Source organism: Vibrio sp. Vb1127, from assembly GCF_033338735.1.
Classification (GTDB): Bacteria; Pseudomonadota; Gammaproteobacteria; order Enterobacterales; family Vibrionaceae; genus Vibrio; species Vibrio alginolyticus.
On sequence record NZ_JAWOTF010000017.1, the window covers coordinates 42,882 to 61,359 of the forward strand.

The 18,478-nt window shown below is 47.1% G+C and carries 16 protein-coding genes; 7 read left to right on the forward strand and 9 right to left on the reverse strand.

The window, feature by feature from the left end:
- The first annotated feature begins 32 nt into the window (after window positions 1–32).
- The 3 genes from atpD (at window position 33) to glmU (ending at window position 3,388) form a co-directional block, all read left to right on the forward strand.
- A complete protein-coding gene (atpD, locus tag R7H07_RS18645; protein ID WP_005383849.1) occupies window positions 33–1,436 on the forward strand; it encodes a F0F1 ATP synthase subunit beta in 1,404 nt (467 codons plus the stop codon).
- An 18-nt stretch (window positions 1,437–1,454) separates the two neighbouring features.
- Window positions 1,455–1,877 (forward strand): F0F1 ATP synthase subunit epsilon, encoded by a 423-nt coding sequence (locus R7H07_RS18650; protein ID WP_176319949.1) that lies wholly within the window; start codon window positions 1,455–1,457, stop codon window positions 1,875–1,877.
- Window positions 1,878–2,026: 149 nt separating this feature from the next.
- Entirely contained in the window at window positions 2,027–3,388 is a 1,362-nt protein-coding gene (gene glmU, locus R7H07_RS18655; RefSeq protein ID WP_053304044.1) for a bifunctional UDP-N-acetylglucosamine diphosphorylase/glucosamine-1-phosphate N-acetyltransferase GlmU, read from the forward strand.
- Between the two features lie 84 nt (window positions 3,389–3,472).
- Here glmU and R7H07_RS18660 read toward each other — a convergent pair whose 3' ends face one another.
- Window positions 3,473–4,213 carry an amino acid ABC transporter permease gene (locus R7H07_RS18660; protein ID WP_005383852.1) on the reverse strand — a complete coding sequence of 247 codons (741 nt, stop codon included), beginning with the start codon at window positions 4,211–4,213 and terminating at the stop codon, window positions 3,473–3,475.
- 115 nt (window positions 4,214–4,328) lie between these two features.
- Here R7H07_RS18660 and R7H07_RS18665 point away from each other — a divergent pair, with 115 nt between their 5' ends.
- Window positions 4,329–5,105, forward strand: coding sequence for a transporter substrate-binding domain-containing protein (locus R7H07_RS18665; RefSeq protein WP_005378944.1), 777 nt, complete (start codon window positions 4,329–4,331; stop codon window positions 5,103–5,105).
- 44 nt (window positions 5,106–5,149) lie between these two features.
- Here the strand turns inward: R7H07_RS18665 and punC are convergent, their stop codons facing one another.
- Window positions 5,150–6,355 carry a purine nucleoside transporter PunC gene (gene punC / locus R7H07_RS18670; RefSeq protein WP_206959999.1) on the reverse strand — a complete coding sequence of 402 codons (1,206 nt, stop codon included), beginning with the start codon at window positions 6,353–6,355 and terminating at the stop codon, window positions 5,150–5,152.
- Between the two features lie 152 nt (window positions 6,356–6,507).
- Between punC and punR the strand changes: the two genes are divergently transcribed.
- A complete protein-coding gene (punR, locus tag R7H07_RS18675) occupies window positions 6,508–7,410 on the forward strand; it encodes a DNA-binding transcriptional activator PunR (RefSeq protein WP_017821565.1) in 903 nt (300 codons plus the stop codon).
- Between the two features lie 54 nt (window positions 7,411–7,464).
- Here the strand turns inward: punR and ilvA are convergent, their stop codons facing one another.
- The 5 genes from ilvA to ilvG are packed head-to-tail and all read right to left on the reverse strand — an operon-like array spanning window position 7,465 to window position 13,763.
- Window positions 7,465–9,012 carry a threonine ammonia-lyase, biosynthetic gene (gene ilvA / locus R7H07_RS18680; RefSeq protein WP_206959998.1) on the reverse strand — a complete coding sequence of 516 codons (1,548 nt, stop codon included), beginning with the start codon at window positions 9,010–9,012 and terminating at the stop codon, window positions 7,465–7,467.
- A gap of 2 nt (window positions 9,013–9,014) precedes the next feature.
- Window positions 9,015–10,856, reverse strand: coding sequence for a dihydroxy-acid dehydratase (gene ilvD, locus R7H07_RS18685; RefSeq protein ID WP_206959996.1), 1,842 nt, complete (start codon window positions 10,854–10,856; stop codon window positions 9,015–9,017).
- Between the two features lie 13 nt (window positions 10,857–10,869).
- Window positions 10,870–11,808 (reverse strand): branched-chain-amino-acid transaminase, encoded by a 939-nt coding sequence (gene ilvE, locus R7H07_RS18690; protein ID WP_206959994.1) that lies wholly within the window; start codon window positions 11,806–11,808, stop codon window positions 10,870–10,872.
- A 12-nt stretch (window positions 11,809–11,820) separates the two neighbouring features.
- On the reverse strand, window positions 11,821–12,105 hold the full coding sequence (gene ilvM / locus R7H07_RS18695; RefSeq protein ID WP_005378958.1) for an acetolactate synthase 2 small subunit: 285 nt from the start codon (window positions 12,103–12,105) through the stop codon (window positions 11,821–11,823).
- Window positions 12,106–12,116: 11 nt separating this feature from the next.
- Window positions 12,117–13,763 carry an acetolactate synthase 2 catalytic subunit gene (ilvG, locus tag R7H07_RS18700; protein WP_005378960.1) on the reverse strand — a complete coding sequence of 549 codons (1,647 nt, stop codon included), beginning with the start codon at window positions 13,761–13,763 and terminating at the stop codon, window positions 12,117–12,119.
- Between the two features lie 465 nt (window positions 13,764–14,228).
- Here ilvG and R7H07_RS18705 point away from each other — a divergent pair, with 465 nt between their 5' ends.
- The gene (locus R7H07_RS18705) at window positions 14,229–15,752 is read left to right on the forward strand and encodes a YifB family Mg chelatase-like AAA ATPase (RefSeq protein ID WP_005383862.1); all 1,524 of its coding nucleotides are present in this window, start codon (window positions 14,229–14,231) and stop codon (window positions 15,750–15,752) included.
- Between the two features lie 58 nt (window positions 15,753–15,810).
- Here R7H07_RS18705 and R7H07_RS18710 read toward each other — a convergent pair whose 3' ends face one another.
- Complete coding sequence (locus R7H07_RS18710) at window positions 15,811–16,767, reverse strand: DUF2860 domain-containing protein (protein WP_005379034.1); 957 nt, start codon at window positions 16,765–16,767, stop codon at window positions 15,811–15,813.
- A gap of 149 nt (window positions 16,768–16,916) precedes the next feature.
- On the opposite strand from R7H07_RS18710, the gene R7H07_RS18715 reads away from it, so the two are divergent.
- Window positions 16,917–17,795, forward strand: a complete 879-nt coding sequence (locus R7H07_RS18715) for an acyltransferase (protein WP_206959992.1) — start codon at window positions 16,917–16,919, stop codon at window positions 17,793–17,795.
- A 46-nt stretch (window positions 17,796–17,841) separates the two neighbouring features.
- On the opposite strand, the gene R7H07_RS18720 is transcribed toward R7H07_RS18715, so the two are convergent.
- Window positions 17,842–18,444, reverse strand: coding sequence for a thiol:disulfide interchange protein DsbA/DsbL (locus R7H07_RS18720; RefSeq protein ID WP_136976927.1), 603 nt, complete (start codon window positions 18,442–18,444; stop codon window positions 17,842–17,844).
- Window positions 18,445–18,478 lie beyond the last annotated feature (34 nt).

The window sequence follows — 18,478 nt, forward strand, 5'->3', positions numbered from 1 at the left end:
TAGGTAAAACGAAATAGTTTAGAGGATTAACGATGGCTACAGGTAAGATCGTACAGATCATCGGTGCGGTAGTCGACGTAGAGTTCCCACAGAGCAATGTACCTAGTGTATATGACGCTCTAAACGTAACGGACTCAAAAGAGCGTCTAGTTCTTGAAGTTCAACAACAGCTAGGCGGTGGCGTAGTTCGTTGTATCGTAATGGGTAGCTCTGATGGTTTACGTCGTGGAGTAGAAGTGGTTAACACTGGCGCTCCAATTTCAGTACCAGTAGGTACTAAAACTCTAGGTCGTATCATGAACGTCCTAGGTGACGCGATTGACGAGCGTGGTGAAGTGGGTGCGGAAGAGGTTTACTCTATCCACCGTAGTGCACCAAGCTACGAAGAGCAATCAAACGAAATTGCACTTCTAGAAACGGGCGTTAAAGTAATCGACCTAATTTGTCCATTCGCTAAGGGTGGTAAAATCGGTCTATTCGGTGGTGCTGGTGTAGGTAAGACCGTTAACATGATGGAACTTATCAACAACATCGCACTACAGCACTCAGGTCTATCAGTATTTGCTGGTGTTGGTGAGCGTACTCGTGAAGGTAACGATTTCTACTACGAGATGCAGGAAGCGGGCGTTGTAAACGTTGAGAAGCCTGAAGAATCAAAAGTAGCGATGGTTTACGGTCAGATGAACGAGCCACCAGGTAACCGTCTACGTGTTGCACTGACTGGTCTAACAATGGCAGAGCGTTTCCGTGACGAAGGTCGTGACGTACTACTGTTCATTGATAACATCTACCGTTACACACTTGCAGGTACAGAGGTATCAGCACTACTAGGTCGTATGCCTTCTGCGGTAGGTTACCAGCCAACTCTTGCAGAAGAGATGGGTGTACTTCAGGAGCGTATCACGTCAACGAAATCAGGTTCTATCACGTCTGTACAGGCGGTATACGTACCAGCGGATGACTTGACTGACCCGTCTCCAGCAACAACGTTCGCGCACTTGGATGCAACGGTTGTACTTAACCGTAACATCGCTGCAATGGGTCTATACCCTGCGATCGACCCGCTAGATTCAACATCTCGTATGCTTGATCCACTAGTCGTTGGTCAAGATCACTACGAAGTTGCTCGTGGTGTTCAGCAGACTCTTCAGCGCTACAAAGAGCTGAAAGATATCATTGCTATCCTAGGTATGGACGAGCTATCTGAAGAAGATAAGCAAGTTGTATCTCGTGCACGTAAGATTGAGCGTTTCCTAACTCAGCCTTACCACGTAGCAGAAGTATTTACAGGTGACCCTGGTATTTACGTACCTCTAAAAGAGACTCTACGTGGCTTTAAAGGTCTACTAGCTGGTGAATACGACGACATTCCTGAGCAGGCATTTATGTACTGCGGTAGCATCGACGATGCTATTGAGAATGCGAAGAAGCTATAAGGCTAACTAGGAGGCGATATGGCAGCAATAACCTTTCACCTAGACGTAGTAAGCGCTGAGAAGAAAATCTTCTCTGGTCGTGTTGAAACGTTTCAGGTGACCGGTAGCGAAGGTGAACTTGGTATTTTCCATGGTCACACACCGCTGCTGACCGCTATCAAGCCTGGTATGGTGCGTATTGTGAAACAGCACGGCCACGAAGAAATTATTTATGTTTCTGGTGGTATGGTAGAGGTTCAGCCTGGTACAGCGACTGTACTAGCTGATACAGCTATCCGTGGTGAAGAGCTAGACGCAGCGAAGGCAGAAGAAGCCAAACGCCGCGCTGAGGAGCAAATCCAGAATCAGCATGGTGACATGGACTTCGCACAAGCGGCCAGTGAACTGGCTAAAGCCATTGCTCAGCTACGAGTTATCGAGCTGACAAAAAAGCGTCGCTAAGCTCAATTAGCAACGTTGCATGAAAAAAGGCGGCCAATTGGTCGCCTTTTTGATTAATTTTAGTTGGAAATTTACCTTACTCCATTAACTATTTTAAAAGAGCTGTTTAAAATAACGGCCAATTAACATAAAACGTCAATAGGTTATCAATGAAATTCAGTGCTGTGATTCTTGCAGCGGGTAAAGGTACCCGTATGCATTCGAACATGCCTAAGGTGCTACACACTTTGGCAGGTAAGCCAATGGCAAAACATGTGATTGATACATGTACAGGTCTAGGTGCACAAAATATCCACTTGGTCTTTGGCCACGGTGGTGATCAAATGCAAACCACTCTTGCAGAAGAGCCTGTAAATTGGGTGCTTCAAGCGGAGCAGTTAGGGACAGGTCATGCGGTTGATCAAGCGTCTCCGAAGTTTGAAGACGATGAAAAAGTACTGGTGCTTTACGGTGATGTTCCACTGATTTCAGCTGAAACGATTGAAAACCTATTAGATGCACAGCCAACAGGCGGTATTGCACTACTAACAGTGATTCTAGATAACCCGACAGGCTACGGTCGTATTATCCGTAAGAATGGTCCTGTTGTGGCGATCGTTGAGCAAAAAGATGCAACAGAAGAACAAAAACAAATTAAAGAGATCAACACTGGCGTGATGGTTGCGACTGGTGGGGATCTTAAGCGTTGGTTGTCTGGCTTAAACAACAACAACGCACAAGGCGAATACTACCTAACTGACGTTATTGCAGCTGCACACGATGAAGGTCGTGCCGTTGAGGCAGTACACCCAGTCAATGCCATTGAGGTGGAAGGGGTCAACGACCGCGCACAGCTTGCTCGTCTAGAGCGTGCTTTCCAGTCAATGCAAGCTCAGAAACTACTAGAGCAAGGTGTCATGCTACGCGATCCAGCACGCTTTGATTTGCGTGGTGAGTTACAGTGCGGTATGGACTGTGAAATCGACGTGAATGTTATCATCGAAGGTAAAGTTTCACTGGGTGATAACGTGGTTATCGGTGCGGGTTGTGTACTGAAAGATTGTGAAATCGACGACAACACCATCGTTCGCCCTTACAGTGTGATTGAAGGTGCAACGGTTGGTGAAGAATGTACGGTTGGTCCATTTACTCGCCTTCGTCCTGGTGCTGAAATGCGTAACGATTCCCATGTGGGTAACTTCGTTGAAGTGAAAAATGCGCGCATCGGAGAAGGTTCAAAAGCGAACCACCTAACTTACTTAGGTGATGCAGAGATCGGCCAACGTACTAACATCGGTGCAGGTACTATCACTTGTAACTACGATGGTGCGAACAAGTTTAAAACCATCATCGGTAATGATGTTTTTGTTGGTTCTGATAGCCAGCTGGTGGCGCCTGTCACTATCGCTGATGGCGCAACCATCGGTGCAGGCACGACACTAACAAAAGATGTTGAAGAAGGTGAGTTAGTAATTACTCGCGTCAAAGAGCGCAAAATTACTGGCTGGCAGCGTCCTGTAAAACAGAAATAAACATTACCTGCACTCACTCTATCGCTATACTGTCAAAGCCGCTCAACAAGAGCGGCTTTGTTGTTTCTAGCTCTGGCTTCATCGTTAGTAGCTAGGAATAGCAATACGTTTTTCGAGCCAACGAACGGCTTGAGATACAAATAGGATGAGCAACAAGTACTCCAAAACGAGGAAGGTATAAATTTCTAGGGGTAAGTACTCATTCACCACCAGCTCATTAGCACGGCGAGTGAGATCGCTTAAACCAATCACACTGACTAAAGAACTCATCTTGAGGATGTAGACGAATTGATTGCCCAGTGGTGGGAGAATTTGCCGAAACGCTTGGGGAAGAATTACCAAGCGCATCTTTTGCCAATAGCTTAAGCCCAAAGATTCAGCCGCTTCATGCTGGCCACGGCTGATAGCTTGTATTCCACCGCGAAATACTTCCGCCATAAACGCGCTCTCAGCGATAGTCAGTGCAATAACACCCGCCCAAAAGTGATTGAGTGAGACATCCAATAGCGTAGGCATGCCGTAATACACCCAAAGTAGTAAGACTAAAACTGGCACTGAACGGATCACCTCGACATAAATACGGTTTATCCACTTCAGAGAGGCTGAGTCCGACAGAGCGGGTAACGCAACGATCAGGCCCAAGCTCATCGCAAATAACATACTGAGGAGTGATACCTGAATGGTGTCATTAAACCCAGCGATTAAAAACTTTAGATTGGTGAGCCCTTGATCCGTCGAAGGGTCAAGTACATACCAGCCCCATTGATAATCTGAACAACCAGTGAGTAATAGCAGTGAAAACAGCCATAGAGTTCGAAACGTCACATTTACTCCCTGAATTAACTAAAAAACTTCCTTTGTTGCTGCTATGTTATCAGTAGAGCTCTAATAAAGGTTAATTATTAAACCGTATAAGGTCATTATTTTTAAGGGAATAAAAATGAGAAAGATTTTACTAGTGCTAGGAATGTGTTTGCTTGCTGCGACTCAAGTCGCTCACGCTGAAAGCCGTCTTCAATCCATTTTAGACAATGGCGTACTCCGAGTTGGAACGACGGGAGATTGGAATCCGATGACGATGAAAGACCCTGCGACAAACAGTTATCGTGGCTTCGATATCGATGTAACAACAGAACTTGCTAAAGATCTCGGTGTAAAAGTGGAGTATGTTCCCACGGATTGGAAGACGCTAGTTAATGGCATTACCGCCAACAAATACGATATTACTGGCAGCGCATCTCTGAACATGTCGCGCGCGAAAGTCGCTGGATATAGCCAGCCATATTTCTACCTTGCCTTTGTACCTGTGGTGCAAAAGAAAGATCTCGCCAAATTCTCTGATTGGGCGGATTTTAATAAACCAGAAGTAAAAGTCGCGGCGACGTTAGGTACGGTACAAGAAAAAATGGTGAAAGAGTTCTTCCCGTCTGCTCAGCATATTGTTATTGAAGCGCCAGCGCGCGACTTCCAAGAACTACTAGCTCGCAGGGCCGATGTATCGGTGACGTCCAATGTGGAAGCAGCGACGTTGGTGGATAAGTTTAAACAGTTGGCGATAGTGCCAGTGACCGCACCGCGTAAACCAACCCCAATTGCTATGTTGTTGCCGCAAGACGATCAAGTATGGATTAATTACATCAATCACTGGGTAGAGTTGAAAAAGACTCAAGGCTTTTTTAAGCAGACTGCCAAGAAATGGGGGTTGAAAAGCTTATAAACAGAAAGAGCCGCATTGCGCGGCTCTTTTTATTATCTGAACGATTAAAGTTCGTCTTCACTCACGACTCGGGCGTTGTCAGGAGTCGTAAAGTGCTTGGATAATTCGCGATTCGACAGAATGTATCCCATCCACAGCCCACCCATACAGATGATGATTGCGATGCCAGTAACCATCTGAGCTTGGCTTGCCATTGCGGCTACCAATGCACTTGAGAAGCTACTTACACAGATTTGCAGGCTGTTTTGCAAACCTGCTGCTGTTGCAGGGCTCTGTTGTGCGCTGGCCAGTGCACGGTTTACCACGATTGGGTACAGTGCGCCGTTAGCAACGGCAATCAAACAGAATGGCGCAAGAATAGGCCAAATCGATGACAGCTCCCACTGTGAAGCAATGAAAATCATTAATGCCGCGACACTAAATAGGCCAATCAGTTGGCGCAGAACCTTTTCATCACCAAATTTTCGAACGCCTACTTTACCTAAGTAGCCACCAGCCATAAACGCGATAGTTTGTGGGATAAAGCTCAAACCAATATCTTTTGCTTCGTAGCCCAGTTGCGCCATGATTTCTGGCATCCCTGTTAGGTAAGCAAAGAATGCAGCTGAAGCCGTCGCAAACATAAACACGTTGCCAAGGTATTTTTTAGAACTCAGCAGCGCTTTGATGTCGGCAGACATACTGGTTTGTTTGATTTCTGCTTTCTCGTCTTTTTGTGCCATGGTCGCAAAGACCAAAAAGACGCCAACTAGTGTTAGCGTAATAAAGATACTGTGCCAGCCGAAGTTATCTGCCAACACAACCCCTAATTGAGGTGCTAGTGCTGGTGATAGCGCGACGAGTGGCATGATTGTCGCAAAAATTTGTTGGCTACTGCTTGAGTAGCGCTTAATGACCATAGCTTGCCAGATCACGGCTGGTGCACACACACCGATAGCTTGGATAAAGCGCAGTGTGAGTAGTTGCCATACTTGATCACAGAAAGCCAAACCGAATGACGCGATAGTAAATAGCACCAACCCGGCTGCGAGTGTATTACGATGGCCAAATTTATCGGATGCCAATCCCCACATTAGTTGGCCAATCGCCATACCAACGAGGAATACCGTTAAAGAGAGCGCAATTTGCTCAGGGCCTGTTGCAAAGTCGATTTCCATCGCTTTGAATGCTGGCAGATACATATCGGTAGCAACGAAGCCAAGCATCGATAATGTTGCCAGATAAATGAGCTGTAGTTTTGAGATTTTCATGATTCAACCAGTCAAATTATTTAATCATTTTTTAATCAACATCAGTTGGCGCCAACCCTGATTTATTTACCTTATTATTCTATTTTTCGATTTTGAGAAAATAAAACGCTAAAATTGTTGGTTATCAATCAAATTTTTTGAAAGGTTAAATCATGTTCTCTAAAGCGTCTTTGGAAATGCTGGATACGGTTGCCCGTTTAGGCAGTTTCACCGCTGCGGCTGAGGTATTGCATAAAGTCCCCTCAGCCATCAGCTATGGAGTAAGGCAGGTCGAGCAAGATTTAGATGTGGTGCTGTTTCGACGTTTACCAAGGAAAGTCGAGCTAACTCCAGCGGGTGAACTTTTTATGGCCGAGGCGCGCTCTTTGCTGCGTCAAATGGAAGAGGTGAAAGCACAAACGCGGCGAGCGGCTCAAGGATGGAAAAGCACGTTAAAGCTGACCTTAGATAACGTGGTGAAGTTAGAAAAACTCAAACCTTTGGTGGAAGATTTTTATCGCGAGTTTGAATTTGCTGAATTGCAGATCAATATGGAGGTCTTCAATGGTTCTTGGGAAGCCATAGCACAAGGTCGAGCCGACATAGTCGTTGGCGCGACATCTGCGGTTCCCGTTGGGGGAGATTTTGAAGTCAAAGATATGGGCGTATTAGATTGGGCATTTGTAATGTCACCCGCTCATCCTTGCGTTAGACAACAAGTGCTTACTGAAGAGTTTGTGAGTCAATTTCCGGCGATCTGTCTTGATGATACTTCGAACGTGCTGCCAAAACGCCATACTGGCCATTATCCGCAACAGCGCCGATTATTATTGCCCAATTGGTATAGTGCGATTGAATGTTTAAAAAATGGGGTGGGCGTGGGTTACATGCCACGTCATATTGCAACACCCTTAATCAATGATGGTGTGCTGGTGGAGAAGGTCATGCCGGATGATAAACCGCTCAGTCACTGCTGCTTAGTATGGCGCAAAGATGATAATCATAAATTGATCCAGTGGATGGTGGACTATCTTGGATCGCCTAATCAGCTACATAAAGATTGGTTACAGTCATAAAAAACACCTCGCATTAGCGAGGTGTTTTCATTGATATGTTTAAAATGTGGCGTTTTATGACAGGAAGAACTTGTAAGACGGGTTGTCTGTTTCGTCTTTGCATTGATAGCCAAGTTCGCGTAAATGCGCAGAAAACTGAGCTAAATCTCCTTCATCTAACTCGAAACCACATAAAACGCGTCCGTAGTCTGCGCCGTGGTTACGGTAGTTGAACAAGCTAATATTCCAATGGGTACCAAGAGTGCTTAAGAATTTCAGCAAGGCACCAGGATACTCTGGGAATTCAAAGCTGTAGAGGCGCTCTTTAAGCGGCTTAGACGGCTTACCACCAATCATGTAGCGCACGTGCAGCTTCGCCATTTCATCATCAGACAAATCAACCACTGGGTAGCCACCATCACGTAAGTCGCGAATGATATGTTCTAGCTCTTCCTGACCGCCTTGCAAACGCACACCGACAAAGATATTTGCCAATGCGTCATCGTTGTAGCGGTAGTTAAACTCTGTCACGGCACGGCCGCCAATGAGATTACAGAACTCAAAGAAAGCACCTTGACGCTCAGGGATGGTGACGGCAAGCAGACCTTCACGTTTTTCACCAAGCTCGCAGCGTTCAGAAACATAACGCAGACCGTGGAAGTTGGTGTTTGCGCCAGACAATACCGTACCTAGGTTTTTGTCTTTCAGCTTGTTCTGTTCAGCAAACTTCTTCAAGCCCGCCAGAGCAAGCGCGCCAGAAGGCTCTGCAATCGCACGGGTGTCTTCAAAGATGTCTTTTACTGCTGCGCAGATTTCATCGCTAGAGACTGCAATATGGCCATCAATGTACTTTTGGCATAGACGAAACGTCTCTTCACCAATGCGTTTTACTGCAACGCCATCGGCAAACATGCTGACCTGGTCTAATACTACTGGTTCACCTGCATCCAATGCCGCTTTGAGGCATGAAGAATCTTCTGGCTCGACCGCAATCACTTTGATTTCTGGCATGAGCTGCTTCACAAGTACTGCAACACCCGCAGCCAAACCGCCACCACCGACAGGAACGAAGATGTAGTCAAGGTGACCATTTTGTTGCAGCATTTCCATGCCGATGGTGCCTTGACCAGCAATCACCAGTGGATGATCGAACGGTGGGACAAAGGTGTACCTGTTTAACTCGGATAGACGCTCTGCCTCGGCTTTGGCCTCATCAAAGTTACTGCCGTGCAGCACCACATTGCCACCAAAGCTGCGTACCGCATCGACTTTGATGTCTGGTGTGGTTTTTGGCATCACGATAGTGGTCTTAATGCCAAGCTTAGTACCAGAAAGCGCCATGCCTTGTGCGTGGTTACCTGCCGATGCTGCAATGACACCAGCGGCTTTTTGTGCTTCAGATAAACTCGCCACCATGTTGTATGCACCGCGCAATTTGAACGAGTGTACGGGTTGGCGATCTTCACGCTTGATCTGCACGTTATTCCCGATACGTGCAGATAAACGAGGCATTTCTTGTAGTGGCGTCACTGTTGCTACTTCATAAACAGGTGCGCGAAGGATTTGGCGCAGATAATCTGCGCCAGTTTGGTTCACTTGTTTTTCGGGTTGAGCTTCCATCATTGCTAGCCCTCTAGCTTCGACTTGTCTCGTACTGCACCCTTGTCAGCACTGGTTGCCATACTCGCGTACGCTTTGAGTGCAAATGAAACTTCACGTTGGCGGTCAACTGGTTTCCAGCCTAGTTCGTCTTGTTTTGCACGGCGCTCAGCAAGTTCTTGTTCAGACACTTGGAGTGAAATTGAACGGTTTGGAATATCAATTGCGATCATATCGCCTTGTTTTACCAGACCAATTGCACCGCCGTTTGCTGCTTCAGGAGAGGCGTGGCCGATAGAAAGACCTGATGTGCCGCCAGAGAAACGGCCGTCAGTCAGAAGTGCACACTCTTTGCCAAGGCCCATCGATTTTAGATAAGTGGTTGGGTAAAGCATTTCTTGCATGCCCGGACCACCTTTAGGGCCTTCGTAGCGGATAATTACTACGTCGCCTGCTTTTACTTTGCCACCCAAGATGCCTTCTACGGCGTCTTCTTGGCTTTCAAAGACTACGGCTGGGCCAGTGAACTTATGGATGCTCTCATCCACACCAGCAGTCTTAACGATACAACCATCCAGTGCGATGTTGCCTGATAGAACGGCTAGGCCACCTTCTTGGCTAAAGGCATTTTCTTTGGTGCGAATACAACCTTCTGCTCGGTCGTCATCAAGGCGATCCCAGCGGCAATCTTGTGAGAACGCTTGAGTAGTACGAATACCCGCGGGACCTGCGCGGTAGAACTTAAGTACTTCTTCGTCTTCAGTTTGGATGATGTCGTATTTCGCCAGCTGCTCTTTCATCGAAAGGCCAAGCACGGTGCGCGCATCATTGTGTAGAAGACCTGCACGATCTAACTCACCAAGAATCGCCATGACGCCACCTGCGCGGTGTACGTCTTCCATGTGATATTTCTGGGTAGATGGTGCCACTTTACATAGGTGTGGTACTTGACGTGATAGGCGATCGATATCTTCCATATCGAAATCCACTTCACCTTCTTGCGCCGCGGCAAGTAGGTGCAGAATGGTGTTGGTTGAACCGCCCATTGCGATGTCCAGTGCCATTGCGTTTTCGAACGCATCAAACGTAGCGATGTTGCGCGGCAGTGCTGATTCGTCATCTTGCTCGTAGTAACGACGAGTCAGTTCTACGATACGACGACCTGCATTAAGGAACAGTTGTTCACGGTCAGCGTGCGTTGCCAGCATAGAACCGTTACCTGGTTGAGAAAGACCCAGTGCTTCCGTTAGACAGTTCATTGAGTTTGCAGTGAACATGCCTGAACACGATCCACACGTTGGACATGCGCTGCGTTCGATCTGCTCGCTTTGCTCATCAGACACTTTTGGATCCGCGCCTTGGATCATCGCATCTACAAGGTCTAGTTTGATGATCTGATCAGAAAGCTTGGTTTTACCCGCTTCCATTGGACCACCAGAAACAAAGATAACCGGGATGTTGAGACGCATAGATGCCATCAACATTCCCGGAGTGATTTTGTCACAGTTAGAGATACATACCATGGCATCGGCACAGTGCGCGTTGACCATGTACTCCACAGAGTCTGCGATAAGTTCGCGTGAAGGCAGTGAGTACAGCATGCCGCCGTGACCCATTGCGATACCATCATCAACCGCGATGGTGTTGAATTCTTTCGCAATACCGCCAGCTTTTTCGATTTCGCGTGCTACAAGCTGACCCATGTCTTTCAGGTGTACGTGGCCCGGAACAAATTGAGTAAACGAGTTTACAACGGCGATGATTGGTTTACCGAAGTCTTCTTCTTTCACACCCGTTGCACGCCACAGTGCTCGTGCACCCGCCATGTTACGACCATGTGTGGTGGTAGCTGATCTATATTTTGGCATTTCCTAATCCTTCTTACTTCTTTTCTGGGTACACATAGTCTAACCAGCCCCACTTATCTTCCGTGGTGCCGTCAAATAGGCCAAAGTAGGCTGCTTGTAGTTCTTTAGTGATAGGGCCGCGCTTACCAGTGCCCACTTCAATCTTGTCGATGGTTGCCACTGGTACAATCTCAGCCGCAGTACCTGTCATGAAGACTTCATCGGCAAGGTAAAGGGCTTCACGTGCAATGTTCGCTTCACGTACTTCGTAGCCTTTATCGCGTGCAATTGTCATGATCGAGTCACGAGTGATGCCCGGTAGAATCGCGCTAGTTGCTGGTGGTGTGGTGAGCACGCCATCTTTGATAACGAAGATGTTTTCACCAGCCCCTTCCGATAGGTAACCATCTACGCTTAGCGCAATACCTTCGTCGTAACCGTGACGACGCGCTTCACCCCCAACCAGTAGTGAAGATAGGTAGTTACCGCCTGCTTTAGCCGCTGTTGGGATGGTGTTTGGCGCAGCGCGATTCCAGCTTGAAATCATCGCATCGACACCTTTTTCTAGCGCTTCTTCGCCTAAGTAAGAGCCCCAAGGAAATGCTGCAATGATTAGATCCATCTCAGTGCCAACTGGTGGACATACGCCTAAGCCAACATTACCGACAAAACCCAATGGACGAATGTAAGCGCTGTCGAGTTTGTTTTGGCGCAGCGTTTCGCGGGTCGCTTCCATGATTTCTTCTACAGAGAAAGGGATCGGAAAGCGGTAAATCTTGGCAGAATCTTTTAGACGTTGTGCATGCTCACGGTGACGGAAGACAATTGGGCCTTTTGGTGTGTTGTAACAGCGCACGCCTTCAAACACGGATGTACCATAGTGCATTGCGTGAGTCAGAACGTGAACGTTCGCCTCTGCCCATGGAACCATCTCACCATTAAACCAAATGAAATCTGCAGTTTTCGTTGCCATTTGTTGCCTTCCTTATGCACTTACGTGTTGTTGTAAGTTGTGATTTGGCAGTTCATCGTTGCGGATTTTTAGCACCTCAACCTTACGAACGTCCCACAACTTCTCTATTTGATTGATCAAAAACGAGATTGGTCGATCGCTGTCGACGATGATCTCGACGCTAGCTACTTTGCTTTCGTGGTTTTGCGTAGCAGCGACTTGTTTGATCACGAAGCCTCGGTGACGAATCACACGTAGAACGCGCTCCAACAGTACCGGTTTGTCATCGGCTTTGATGTCGAGTAAATATCTGTCCATGCGATTGTCTCCTATGTATTTTCCAACATATCACTGTTTGATGCGCCAGGTGGCACCAATGGCCACACGTTTTCTTCTTCATCAATCAAAACGTGAAGCATGTAAGAAGTTTCACTCGCTAGCATCTCTTTGAGAGCAGGTTCGACTTCTTCTTTCTTGGTGATGGTTTTGCCCGGGATATCGAACGCTTTTGCTAACATCACGAAATCTGGGTTGTCATCAAGAATGGTTTCACTATGGCGACCGTCAAAGAACAATGACTGCCATTGGCGAACCATGCCAAGACGTTGGTTATTAAGAAGGACAATCTTCACTGGAATCTGCCGACGCTTCAGCGTGCCCAATTCCTGAACGTTCATCATAAATGAACCGTCACCTGTAATAAGGATAGACTGATCATCAGGACGTGCGACTGCAGCGCCCATCGCTGCTGGCAAGCCAAAGCCCATGGTGCCAAGGCCAGCAGAAGTGATAAAATTTTGTGGTTCGCGTGGCTGGATATGTTGCGCTGCCCACATCTGATGCTGACCGACGTCGGTCGAGACAATTGAGCTATCTGGCATCATGTCAGACAGTTGTTTAAGCAATAGCGGTGCGTAGATTAACTCGCCTGGGTGGTCGTAACGCCACTTAAAGCCGCTGCGCAGACTTTCACTGTGATGAACCCACGGTGAGATATCTTGAGTCAGCTCTAGCTGAGGAAGAATGGTGTTGATGTCGCCACGTAATGGTGCGTTGGCGTGGCGCAGTTTATGAATCTCCGCAGCATCAATGTCGATGTGAATCACTTTCGCATTTGGTGCAAACGTATCGAGCTTACCCGTCACACGGTCATCAAAACGCGCGCCAACCACGATCAATAGATCGGCTTCTTGAACCACTAGGTTGGCGGCTTTGGTGCCATGCATACCCAACATACCAAGATAGTGAGGATCATGGCGTTCAATGGTACCGAGGCCTTTTAATGTGCTAACTGCAGGCATTGGGTTTAAGCGAAGAAATTCGCGTACTGCATCGGTTGCTTTCGCAAGTTGCACGCCACCACCAACATACAACACTGGGCGAGTAGATGCTGCCAGCACATCTTGCGCACGTTTGATATCTTCAGCGCTGACATCTTCGATTGCTGGTGCTATGTATGGAGGAAGAAGGTCTGTAGGTGCTTGAGCGAGTTGAACGTCTTTGGCGATATCGACAATGACAGGACCCGGACGACCGGTTTTTGCGACCTCAAAGGCTTCGGCAAGTGTCGGAGCTAGATCTTCAATTTCGGTCACGAGATAGCTGTGCTTAGTACAGGCTAGGGACATTCCGATCACATCCATTTCTTGGAATGCATCGGTACCGATATGAGAGCTAGCAACCTGGCCTGTGATGGCAACTAGAGGTACGGAGTCAAGGAAAGCGTCGGCAAGGCCGGTAACAAGGTTAGTGGCTCCTGGGCCAGAAGTTGCCATGCACACAGCAACGTCTTGAGTGGAACGAGCCATCCCGATAGCTGCCATAGCGGCCCCTTGCTCGTGACGGCATAGGATGTGTTCCACCCCACCGTCATACAAAGCATCATAGATTGGCATGATGGCCCCGCCGGGGTAGCCAAAAACGGTTTCGATGCCTTGCTGTCTTAAAGCGGCTACGACAAGTTGTGCACCAGTCATCGTAAACCTCCTTTGCTACGTTGTGGCTCGTAGCGATTGCCATATTTATTGCACTTCATGTGCACTCCCATTCTTCCCGTTAAACTGTCCGAGGGTTAGACAGATGACAACTTGTAGTTGTAAAAAAACCCCCGGACTTTTCAGTGCGGGGGTTTTTTGTAATTTGTGGTTACCTTTCGCCCACAATACCCCGCGCGGTGCCAATAATGACCACGATAATCAGGGCTAGCAGTGCGTTGATATGAGCGAAAAGGTTCATCTGTCTGTCGTTCTTTTTTCGTTAAAAAATGTTGTGTAATGTTCTACGAAATTGTTTGCGTCATTAGTGGTATCACACAATTCCGCTGCATGACAAGCAAAAAGTCATTCTTTTTTCACATTAACTCTCAATTGGGACGCGGTATATAACATAACCAACTAGATAAAACATTTGTTTACAGAGTGTTCAAAAAAATTGAGGAACGTATGGGGCTGGCAATCATTCATAGTCGAGCAAGCGTCGGGGTGCAAGCGCCATCGGTTAGTGTAGAAGTTCATATCAGCAACGGCATGCCAGGGTTTACCTTAGTAGGCTTGCCAGAGACAACGGTAAAAGAGTCCAAAGATCGCGTACGCAGTGCGATCATTAATTCTAACTTTCAATTTCCTGCTAAGCGGATCACCGTGAACTTGGCTCCGGCAGATCTACCCAAGGAGGGAGGACGTTTTGATCTTCCTATTGCATTGGGAATTTTGGCCGCTTCGGAGCAAATCGCGACAGATAAGCTCAAAAACTACGAATTTGTTGGTGAGTTAGCACTATCTGGTGGTCTGAGACCTGTAAAAGGTGTGCTGCCTGCTGCGCTGGAAGCTAGTAAGATTCAACGCCATTTGGTCGTCCCACATGTGAATGGCGATCAGGCGGCGCTGGTGGGGAAGGAACAACATAAATCGGCCCAATCATTACTGGAAGTATGTGCCGAGCTTTGTGGTCAACATCGACTGAATCTTTTTCAAACGCCTAAGCGAAAAACGATCGAAAAACATGGTCGAGACTTACAAGATATTATTGGCCAACAACAAGGTAAGCGAGCACTGGAGATTGCTGCCGCTGGAAACCACAACTTACTTTTCCTTGGCCCGCCAGGTACTGGAAAAACGATGTTGGCTTCGCGTTTGTGTGACTTATTACCGGAAATGAGTGACGAAGAAGCAATGGAAACCGCTTCGGTGGCATCGTTGACTCAGAGTGAAATTAATGAGCATAACTGGAAGTCGCGTCCGTTTCGTTCTCCGCATCATTCAAGTTCAATGGCGGCATTAGTCGGCGGTGGCTCGGTACCCAGACCAGGGGAGATCTCTTTAGCCCACAACGGGTTATTGTTTCTCGATGAAATGCCCGAATTTGATCGTAAAGTTCTAGACTCGTTACGCGAACCGCTCGAATCTGGCGAGATCATTATCTCTCGAGCGCAAGGTAAAACACGCTTTCCGGCTCGCTTCCAATTAGTTGGAGCCTTGAACCCAAGCCCGACAGGATATTACGAAGGCAATCAAGCGCGCACCAATCCACAAGCTATTTTGCGCTACCTTGGTCGATTATCTGGACCACTGTTAGATCGCTTTGATATGTCTTTAGAAATCCCAGCTTTGCCCAAAGGGACATTAGCAGAAGGTGGTGATCGCGGTGAGCCGACTGCTATCGTAAAAGCGCGTGTGAGCCATGCGCGTAACAATATGCTAAACCGCAGTGGTAAGGTCAATGCACTGCTAGGTAGTCGAGAAATTGAGGCGTTTTGTCCCTTGCACAAGAGTGATGCTGAGTTTCTTGAAACCGCTTTGCACCGTTTAGGGCTCTCGATTCGTGCATATCATCGTATTATCAAAGTGGCGCGAACAATCGCCGATCTGGATGGGGCGGAGCAAATTGAACGAACGCACTTGGCCGAGGCGCTTGGGTATCGAGCGATGGACCGTTTACTGAAACAGCTTACGGCGCAAGCGGTATAGAGACATGCAAAATGTCATCGCAACAAGTGTTGTGAGCGCCTTGTTGCGATGAAGGACGTTAGAAGGTGTAGTTGAGACCAAGCGACAATAGGTACTCTTTCTCCTCATAAAACGTGATATTCGAGTCAGTTTGGCTATAGCCGGCTAAAGAAATGAACGACCAGTCTTGCCAGTCAAATACGTTTTGATATTCGTAGGCCGCAAATAGGCTGATGGTGTCGTCATTTCGTGTTTTAGCAAAAGTTTGGCTAGCGGCTTGATAGTCTTTCCATGCGTAACCCGCGGTGAGAGCCAATCGATGGCGATTGATAAATTTAAACCAGCTGATGTCAAACCCGTACGAATCAAATGATTCCGCCTTACCGTCGGCATCTTGATTGATGTAGGTGAAAGCGGGTTGCAACATAGACGTTTGGTTGAGTGGAATGCGATAGTCGCCTTTGACATAGTAAAGGTTAGCATCGCGAGCAAGTGAGCGGTCTGTCACTTCCTCCTGCTCGATGTCTTTATCAGCATAAGCAAGATCAAGGTTGAAGTTCTTATCAATTAACCCTTTGATCTGAAAGCGATATGCATTGCCGTCAACATCCGTCTCTTTACGTGCGGTTCCTACTTGATAAGGGTTGCGCCAAGTTTCGCCTTTGAGTACCGTCGGCAGATAGGAAACATCGAGCACGGTGCCAGATTGTAGCTCGTGTTGATAGCCCAACTGAAAAGCGAGTGTACCTACCGCGACATCTGAGCGTGTGGTACCGGCGTAAACTTGGTGGTTGAGTCGGCTACCAAAGGTGTATGTCACACTCCCTAGCGGTGCAGCGATAACGGAACTGTCACTATCGGCACGCTTATCGAGAGAATCGATGGTGTTACTATTTTCTGTATTGAAATTGGATTCTGATGATATGAATCCGGCATTCAGCGAAATTTCACCGCCAAAACCTGCGGTTTCAGCGAGTTGAGCCTGAGCAGAACTGACGACAAAGGCCAAAGGCAAGAGAAGTAGCCTTGGTTTCATTCGTTATCTCCTTGTTGTCGAATGAGTGGTGCACATATTGGTTGCGGTAACAAATCTGACCATTCCCACGCATGTTCCAATGTGGCAAAGGCGCAGTATAATTACACGCTGTTTTATTCTTCACACATTATTACTGTTGTTTGACTATCATGTTGGCATATTTGTTATTTTTTTTTAACGCTTCTTTTGTGATTCTCAATTCTGCGGTTTGTTCACTCGCAATTTGTGTTATCGCTGTATTTAAAATATTGCTTCCTGGCGTAAAGCTAAAAGCGATAGCGACCGCTTGTGCCAATAAGGTGATGTGGTTATGGGCTACCGTTAATGCGTGCATTCTGGCGGTATCTAACCGTGTTGAGTGGGATGTTCAGGGCGGTGAAGCGCTTAAAAAAGACGGGTGGTATCTGCTGATCAGTAACCATCTCAGTTGGACAGATATTGTTGTGCTTTGCTGCGTGTTTAAAGACCGTATTCCCATGCCGAAGTTTTTTCTCAAGCAACAACTGCTGTATGTGCCTTTCATCGGGATGGCGTGTTGGGCGCTCGACATGCCATTTATGCGTCGCTATTCGCGAGAGTATCTGATCCGCAACCCTCATAAGCGAGGTCAAGATTTAGAGACGACACGTCGCTCGTGCGCTAAATTCAAACACACTCCAACCACAGTGGTTAACTATGTCGAAGGAACCCGATTTACCGAAGAAAAGCAGCGTAAGAGTAAAGCAAACTATCAATATTTGCTGCAACCAAAATCGGGCGGGATTGCGTACACGTTAGCGGCGATGGGGGAACAGTTCGAGAGCATTATCGACGTGACGTTGGCGTACCCAAAAAATACGCATAAACCGTTCAAGGATTTATTGATGGGTCGAATGGGCAAGGTGGTTGTGCGTGTGAATGTGTTACCCGTTGATGAACGAGTGCTCGGTGATTACTTCAACGATAAGCCCTATAAGCGGCAATTTCAGCAATGGCTGAGTGATGTGTGGCAAGAAAAAGATCGGTTACTACAAGAGATTTACAAGTAAACAAAAGGGGAGCGACGTGCTCCCCTTTTGATTGATATCGATGTGCTTATTTTAGTGTCAGCAAGTAGTTCACCAGAGAGAAGTACTCATCCATCGTTTTGATGCTTTGTGCTTGAACTAGGTATTTGTTGTTAACGATAACCGCAGGAACGCCGGTTAGACCGCTGTTTTCAAATTGCTTGTCCATACGGCGAACCATTGAATCAACCGCGAAGCCTTTGAATGCAGAATCGAATTTTTTCGCATCTACACCTTCATCAAGGAAGATTTGACGAAGTTCTTCATCATTACGTGGTGCTTTCTTTAGATTGTGGATGCGGTTAAACATCACTGGCACCATTTTGTCTTCCACTTTTAGTGCAACCATCGTTGCGTAGGCTTTGCTCATTGATGGGCCCATGTTGCCACCCATGAAAGAAACGTGGTTTTTTAATAGCTTAGTACCTTCTGGCAACTGCTTTTTCAGTTGCTGGATAACCGGTTCAAAGCTATTACAGTGCGGGCAGTAGAAAGAGAAAAACTCCGTCACAAGAGGTTTTTTTGATGCCTCAAGATCCAATAATTTGTAATGTTCACCTTCTTTGAATTGCGCTGCATGTGCCGACAGGCTTAACATCAGCATAGAAAACAGTGCGAACAGTTTTTTCATCGAAATATCTCCATTTTTGAATTTTTGGCCTGAC

Bases quoted from the DNA above. Each gene is read 5' to 3' on its own strand.
- ilvM (WP_005378958.1), bottom strand. From the start codon at position 12,105: ATGGACAGATATTTACTCGACATCAAAGCCGATGACAAACCGGTACTG.
- R7H07_RS18650 (WP_176319949.1), top strand. From the start codon at position 1,455: ATGGCAGCAATAACCTTTCACCTAGACGTAGTAAGCGCTGAGAAGAAA.
- ilvG (WP_005378960.1), bottom strand. From the start codon at position 13,763: ATGACTGGTGCACAACTTGTCGTAGCCGCTTTAAGACAGCAAGGCATC.
- punC (WP_206959999.1), bottom strand. From the start codon at position 6,355: ATGAAAATCTCAAAACTACAGCTCATTTATCTGGCAACATTATCGATG.
- R7H07_RS18665 (WP_005378944.1), top strand. From the start codon at position 4,329: ATGAGAAAGATTTTACTAGTGCTAGGAATGTGTTTGCTTGCTGCGACT.
- R7H07_RS18720 (WP_136976927.1), bottom strand. From the start codon at position 18,444: ATGAAAAAACTGTTCGCACTGTTTTCTATGCTGATGTTAAGCCTGTCG.
- ilvE (WP_206959994.1), bottom strand. From the start codon at position 11,808: ATGGCAACGAAAACTGCAGATTTCATTTGGTTTAATGGTGAGATGGTT.
- R7H07_RS18705 (WP_005383862.1), top strand. From the start codon at position 14,229: ATGGGGCTGGCAATCATTCATAGTCGAGCAAGCGTCGGGGTGCAAGCG.
- ilvD (WP_206959996.1), bottom strand. From the start codon at position 10,856: ATGCCAAAATATAGATCAGCTACCACCACACATGGTCGTAACATGGCG.
- atpD (WP_005383849.1), top strand. From the start codon at position 33: ATGGCTACAGGTAAGATCGTACAGATCATCGGTGCGGTAGTCGACGTA.
- glmU (WP_053304044.1), top strand. From the start codon at position 2,027: ATGAAATTCAGTGCTGTGATTCTTGCAGCGGGTAAAGGTACCCGTATG.
- R7H07_RS18715 (WP_206959992.1), top strand. From the start codon at position 16,917: ATGTTGGCATATTTGTTATTTTTTTTTAACGCTTCTTTTGTGATTCTC.
- ilvA (WP_206959998.1), bottom strand. From the start codon at position 9,012: ATGATGGAAGCTCAACCCGAAAAACAAGTGAACCAAACTGGCGCAGAT.
- punR (WP_017821565.1), top strand. From the start codon at position 6,508: ATGTTCTCTAAAGCGTCTTTGGAAATGCTGGATACGGTTGCCCGTTTA.
- R7H07_RS18710 (WP_005379034.1), bottom strand. From the start codon at position 16,767: ATGAAACCAAGGCTACTTCTCTTGCCTTTGGCCTTTGTCGTCAGTTCT.